Here is a 6,443-nt window from a genome sequence, read left to right on the forward strand (position 1 = left end):
TCGGTGGTGAAGAAGACGGAATCATCGGTAAAGGTGAATTGGCTCCAATCGAAGACGCTAAAGCAATGGTTGAAACTGGTATCGACTTCTTGGCAGCTGGTATCGGTAACATCCACGGTCCTTACCCAGCAAACTGGGAAGGTCTTGACCTTGACCACTTGAAGAAATTGACAGAAGCTCTTCCAGGATTCCCAATCGTATTGCACGGTGGTTCAGGTATTCCTGATGACCAAATCCAAGCAGCTATCAAACTTGGTGTTGCGAAAGTTAACGTTAACACTGAATGCCAAATCGCATTCGCTAACGCAACTCGTAAATTTGCTCGTGACTACGAAGCAAACGAAGCAGAATACGACAAGAAGAAACTCTTCGACCCACGTAAATTCTTGGCTGACGGTGTAAAAGCTATCCAAGCATCAGTTGAAGAACGTATCGACGTATTCGGTTCAGAAGGTAAAGCTTAATCTAGCTGAATAATATAGAATAGAAACCTGCCCATGAGGGTGGGTTTTTTGGTGTCTGGATATATAGCGAATATACTGTAGAAGAGCCAATCTTAAATTGCTAAACGAAAGTAATTTTTTACAATGATTCTAAGATTACCCTTAGCGAACGAATATAACAGCTTTACACCTGTTTTCAAAGGAAATCACTGTCTTTCCCAAAGTAAATTGGAACACCTAATTTTTAGGAATACAGAGTAGCTAAATTAATGATAGAACTTTCATTCAAAATAACAATATGATTTTTCTAGTTTCGTGACCTAAGTAGCAAAAGTATCTAAATAAGAGAGATAAAAAATAATAATAAAAACCAATAATAGTTGACTTTTTTGAAAGAAAATCTTAAAATAAGACTATAAAATTCAACGAGGTACTCTATGGAAAATTTACCAACCCAAATTTTTAAGTTTTCTCAAGTATTTTCAACAAGTCACAAGAGAGATATTGAGAAAATATTTTATGATAATGAGTTTGAAACTAAGAATAGTCAACCAATTTTAACTTGGGATTTTATTTATCGTGATATTGTAAATACCGCCAAAGTAAATGATTTAATATCACCCACTATGTGTATGGGGGCTCTGTGGACGGCAAAAGGAGTAATTATTGAGGGTGTTCTATATGTTTTTATGATGAAGAAAAGATTTGAAGATGTAACTGATAAATACGAAAAGCATCACTATCTTACTTGTATAGCACGTGCGAAAAATTCTCATTTAAATGGAAAAGAAGACGGTAAACTATCCATTGAATTATTTAATGATCTGGATGATGATGGGTTGAGTGATTCACAAATTGAACAAGCGAAGAAATTATTGGGAGATCATTATAATTCGATTGATGAGATTAGGGTTGTTACCTTTGATAAAAAAACTAAAGAAGTGATTGTTAATCAGGTAAATGCCTTTTGTGAATTTATTGATGCTGTAAATATCACAGAATTTGATTTTACAAAACTTGAAGAAGATGGACGTGAAAATAATCCTGAGAAACCTCTTGTTGCATTGAAATCTGACGTACAGAAACAATTGGAGTCACAAAAGCATGTAAGTCTTCCTGTTGAAAAGAAGGAAGAGAATACTAAACTATGATATTTTATATAACACAGGAGTAAATAATGCTTCAGATTAGTTTTAATGGTGCTCGCTTAAAAGAGGCAAGACTTTTTAACAAAAAAAGTATTACTCAGATTGCAGAGTTTTTAAACGTTTCAAAACAAATGGTTTCTAAATATGAAAAAGGAAGAGCAACGCCAAGTGAAGAATCGTTAGAAATATTGGAAAAGAAATTAAAGTTTCCGAGAGATTTCTTTTTTGGAAATGATAATTTTAGCTTAAGTTCTACAGGCACATTTTTTAGAAGTCGTTACACAGCGACTCAAACAGAAAAAATGCCTGCAGAAATAAATAAAAATTATGTTGCTTTAATAAGAGATTACTTGGGAGAATTTATTGATTTTCCAAATCTTGACTGGGGTCTTTCTGGTTTAGACTATACTCCACAAGAATACGCAAGCTACATAAGAGAGAAATGGGAACTTGGAGATAGACCAATTGATAACTTGTCGTTGTTGATGGAAGAAAAAGGTTTTGTTATTTCTAGAATAGACACTCAGAGTGATAAAGTTGATGCTTTTGGTTCAGCTGTTAAAGTAAATAATAATGAGTATTATGTTGTTATGTTAGAAGGGACAGAGTATTCATTTTATCGTCAGCAGTTTAGTTTAGCTCATGAATTAGGACATTGGTTAATGCATGAAAATTGTAAGTCGCCTCAAGACATGGGAGCAATTGAATATAAGCAAATGGAAGACGAAGCGAATGAGTTTGCGGCTGAATTTCTATTGCCAAAGGATTCGTTTAAAGCTTCTATCATTGGGCATGAAAATGATCTAGAGTACTACAGGTATCTAAAAAGAATTTGGCAAGTTTCAATTAGTATGATGATAATGCGTGCTAAGTCATTGAATATCATAGATTCTAATGAGTATACAAACTTGTATAAGAAACTTAGTTACAGAGGTTGGAGAAAAAATGAGCCCTTAGATTCAACAAAATTGATTAGCAATCCTCTATCTTTAAAACAGTCAGTAGAGCTATTAGTGGAAAATAGAATTGTGATGGACATATCTGCTGATATTTATAGAGTATACAATAAATTGTTGCCTAATTTTTTAATTGAGGATTTATGCGGCTTAGAGGCAGGATATCTTGATGAACTGAATGATAGGTATCCAAATATTATTAGTCTTACTAAAGAAAGAATAAGAAGAACATAGAATAGTCCGAAGCATAATATGTGATTAAACATTTGTAGGGATTGTAGAATTAGGAGAACTATGGATATTGGTATTCGTGCTGATGGAATGACTACATCAGACTTTGAAAATTTTGCCATTGAAATTGTAAAGAAAAAATTTGATAATAGTAGTTTACATGGATTTAAGGAAGGAAGGGATGATGGTATTGACGGCATTGATGATATTGCTTCTCCGTCTCTCGTTATCCAAGCTAAACGCTGGCAGGTAACAAAAAATCATGCTACAGCTGTAAAAATTTTGAAAGAGGAAATTGATAAGATTGCTCTGACTAAAGAAAAATATGGTTGGAAAAATGATTTCAATTATGTTATTGTTACAAGTATGGGCTTATCTCCTGCAAACTTAAAGGAGATACGTGATTACGCAGATACAATAATTCCTAATGCTATTCCAACTGATGATTATATTATATTCTCTTCTACGTTAACAACTCTTTCCCAACATAAAGAATATAGTGAGATTTTTATAAAGTATGGATTGCTGGAGAAAGATATAACAAATGTATTGAGAAATATTAAGTTGAAAAATATAGAAGCGGAATCAAAAGACTATTTTTCAGATTTTGATGCTCATTATTTTGTTGAAACACGTTTTCTAGGAGAAGCTTATCATATTTTACAAAGGGAGCATATTTTATTAATTCAAGGGCCAGCTGGAATTGGTAAAACAACGACTTGTTCAATGCTTGGAAATCTATTTTTAAATAATAATAAGAATATCTTTGATATCATTATGCGTAGAGTAGAAGATATTAATGAAGTTCTTAGATTATATAATGAAAATTATCTAGATAATGAGGATAGAAATCTTTTTGTCGTTTTTGATGACTTCTTGGGGCGTAATGAGTTTGATGTTGGAGAGAGGGTATTACAAGATATAAAAAAATTATATTCGGCCTCTACTAACACCAATAACCTTTTTATTTGTTTAAACTCTCGTACTCAAATTCTTCAAGATGCAACACTGATAAATTTTGAGTTTCAAAAATTAATAGATGAAAAATTTACAGAGCAAAGAAGATTTATCATTGATTTATCTAAGTATTCTGATATTGACAGAGCTTACATTTTCAGGAAAGTATTTGAACGAAAAGTACAATATCTTACAAGTGCCGATAAAGTAGAACTTGTAGAAAAATATAACAATCTTATTGGCAAGGATTGGAAGAAAATTGTACGACACCGAAATTATTTTCCTAGGTCAATAGAATTAATAGCAAATAATTTCAAGGAAGCTAGCGGAAGTTTTTATGATTATGTAATGTATTATCTTGACCATCCCAATCAGCTTTATAATAATTTATTCGATAATCTAAAGATTGAAGAGAAATATTTGCTATTTTCTTTATTACAATTCGATGCTTATCCTGTTGAAGAAGAGTGGTTAATAAATTCACTTCATACTTTGGAACTTAATTCAATATTTGATTTTAAAAAATCGTTAAAAAAACTAGACGGCTCATGGCTAGCTTTTACAAAGGAAAGCTTTGACAGTATAAGTAAGGTGGACTTTTTTAATCCTAGTATTATTGACTTTTTAAATGATAAATTAAAAGAGTATCCCAATATAACCCAAAAATTAACTCAGAATTCTATTTATCTTCATCAATTATGTAAAGGATGCGGTAGTTATATTTTAGGTGAATTAACTGACACACAGAATATGTTTTTTAGTAAACTATTAGCTGATTGGAACAACTTCAAAGATAAAGATGATTTTATTGGCGAAAAAATCCTATCCATTATATATTTAAATCAATTTTCAAAATTTAAGACTGATTTTGAGGAGTTGCTGAGAATATATGATGGGCGGAATAATTTAAATATTTATCAGAATGGGTGGAGTAATATTATTAGTCAGATTTATTTTTCTGATAATAAAGCAATGAAAAGAGTATTTCTGAGTATTCTTGACGATAAAAGTGTTTTAGATAAGCTAGTAAAAAGTCCTTATCTTGATTCGGAAGAACTAGATGCTATTGTAAATACAATAAGTAAGATAATTTATGAGGTAAGTATAGAAAATGATGATTATCAAGAAGGTTCTTTAAAAGAGATGTACTGCTATAGCGTTTTTAGACAGAAAAAAATTGAGTTGCTCCAAGATTATTTAGACAGTAGAAGTACTTTGGACGAGGAAGACGTTGATTTTACTAATGATCCAGATGGCTTTGATTTAGATTGGGAAGTTGAAGGACAGGTTTCAGAATTTCAAGAAAAGTTAACTGAAAAGTTAACGGATATTTATCAATGGGATGATATCAAAGTGGAGGAATTTGATTATTCCAGTTTACAATTAAATCTTGAAGAATATCTGCAACAGAAATACAATAGCTTTTTATATGCGGATGAAGCCTATGATAGATGGAGAGATGCGCAACTTGAAGAAAGGATTACAGAAGAAAGTGATACATTAGAAAGTATTTTAAACAAACCATTGTTATAGTTTAGAAAGTAAGATGCTAGACTAATCTCAGAAGTCACTAGAATCTTATATACACAACCTATTTTTCGTACAATAACATTCTGAAAAACTAAAATAATATAATATTGGCTTTTTAGATTCATTCTTGTGTTTTAGTCTCCACATTTGTATTTCACAAAATCTGTTTACAAAAAGGAAAATGAATTACTAACATCCATGAGTCAAAAATTCGTAGTTAATAGACATCTAATGAATGTCTATGATATCAGAAAAAACGATTTTACTTAGATCACACGGGAATTTGATAGGAATGCTACTACATCACTTTGATTCCAGTTTTGATTATGAAAAATGGGAGCAAATGACCTTTCCAGATTGTTTTCTAATTGATAGAAATGGGATTGTGAAAAGAATTATGAAAGATTAGTTCTTTGATTAAATAGTGAATCATATTGATCAAAATCGTTTGCTTTTTACAATTCGTAACCTACCCATTGGGTGGGTTTTTTGATGTTTTAAGGGAACTATTAAGCCAGAATATTGGATTAAAACTATCATTTTATGAGAAAAATTTTCAATTCCATAAACTTTAGGCAAACGCTTGCATTCTATTTTTTATTGGGCTATAATAGGTTGGTATAAAGCCTTCTGTAATAATATTGAGAAGGTGTAGAAAGTAAGGATTTAGAATATTTGTAGTCAAAAATACAATGTTGCTATTCCTTACCATAGGGAGATAGATATGGCAATGATAGAAGTGGAACATCTTCAGAAAAATTTTGTGAAGACAGTTAAGGAACCGGGATTGAAGGGGGCTTTGCGCTCCTTTATTCATCCTGAAAAGCAGACCTTTGAAGCGGTCAAGGATTTGACCTTTGAGGTTCCAAAAGGACAAATTTTAGGCTTTATTGGGGCCAATGGTGCTGGGAAGTCGACAACCATTAAAATGCTGACAGGAATTTTGAAACCAACATCTGGTTTTTGTCGGATTAATGGCAAGATTCCGCAGGATAATCGCCAAGATTATGTCAAGGATATTGGGGTTGTTTTTGGACAACGTACCCAGCTATGGTGGGATTTGGCCCTGCAAGAGACCTATACGGTCTTGAAGGAGATTTATGATGTACCAGACTCGCTCTTTCATAAGCGCATGGACTTTTTGAATGAAGTCTTGGATTTGAAGGACTTTATCAAGG

The 6,443-nt window shown here is 32.1% G+C and carries 5 protein-coding genes and 1 pseudogene; all 6 read left to right on the forward strand.

Translation table 11 applies throughout. The features are described 5' to 3' along the window. Positions 1–464 (forward strand): class II fructose-bisphosphate aldolase (locus RYK07_RS08600; RefSeq protein ID WP_314853459.1); only part of this gene is annotated, 464 nt, incomplete at its 5' end. A gap of 416 nt (positions 465–880) precedes the next feature. Further along, on the forward strand, positions 881–1,594 hold the full coding sequence (locus RYK07_RS08605) for a DUF5986 family protein (protein WP_268707233.1): 714 nt from the start codon (positions 881–883) through the stop codon (positions 1,592–1,594). A 26-nt stretch (positions 1,595–1,620) separates the two neighbouring features. Continuing rightward, positions 1,621–2,781 carry an XRE family transcriptional regulator gene (locus RYK07_RS08610; protein WP_268707234.1) on the forward strand — a complete coding sequence of 387 codons (1,161 nt, stop codon included), beginning with the start codon at positions 1,621–1,623 and terminating at the stop codon, positions 2,779–2,781. Positions 2,782–2,841: 60 nt separating this feature from the next. Then, a complete protein-coding gene (locus RYK07_RS08615; RefSeq protein WP_268707235.1) occupies positions 2,842–5,268 on the forward strand; it encodes an ATP-binding protein in 2,427 nt (808 codons plus the stop codon). A gap of 244 nt (positions 5,269–5,512) precedes the next feature. Next, positions 5,513–5,674, forward strand: a pseudogene (locus RYK07_RS08620) (phosphoglycerate mutase); the annotation flags it as partial. A gap of 315 nt (positions 5,675–5,989) precedes the next feature. Beyond that, the coding region (locus tag RYK07_RS08625; protein WP_314853460.1) for an ATP-binding cassette domain-containing protein at positions 5,990–6,443 on the forward strand (454 nt) is incomplete at its 3' end.

Origin of the sequence: uncultured Granulicatella sp., assembly GCF_963528315.1 — a bacterium.
Taxonomy (GTDB): Bacteria; Bacillota; Bacilli; order Lactobacillales; family Aerococcaceae; genus Granulicatella.

Bases quoted from the DNA above. Each gene is read 5' to 3' on its own strand.
- RYK07_RS08605 (WP_268707233.1), top strand. From the start codon at position 881: ATGGAAAATTTACCAACCCAAATTTTTAAGTTTTCTCAAGTATTTTCA.
- RYK07_RS08615 (WP_268707235.1), top strand. From the start codon at position 2,842: ATGGATATTGGTATTCGTGCTGATGGAATGACTACATCAGACTTTGAA.
- RYK07_RS08610 (WP_268707234.1), top strand. From the start codon at position 1,621: ATGCTTCAGATTAGTTTTAATGGTGCTCGCTTAAAAGAGGCAAGACTT.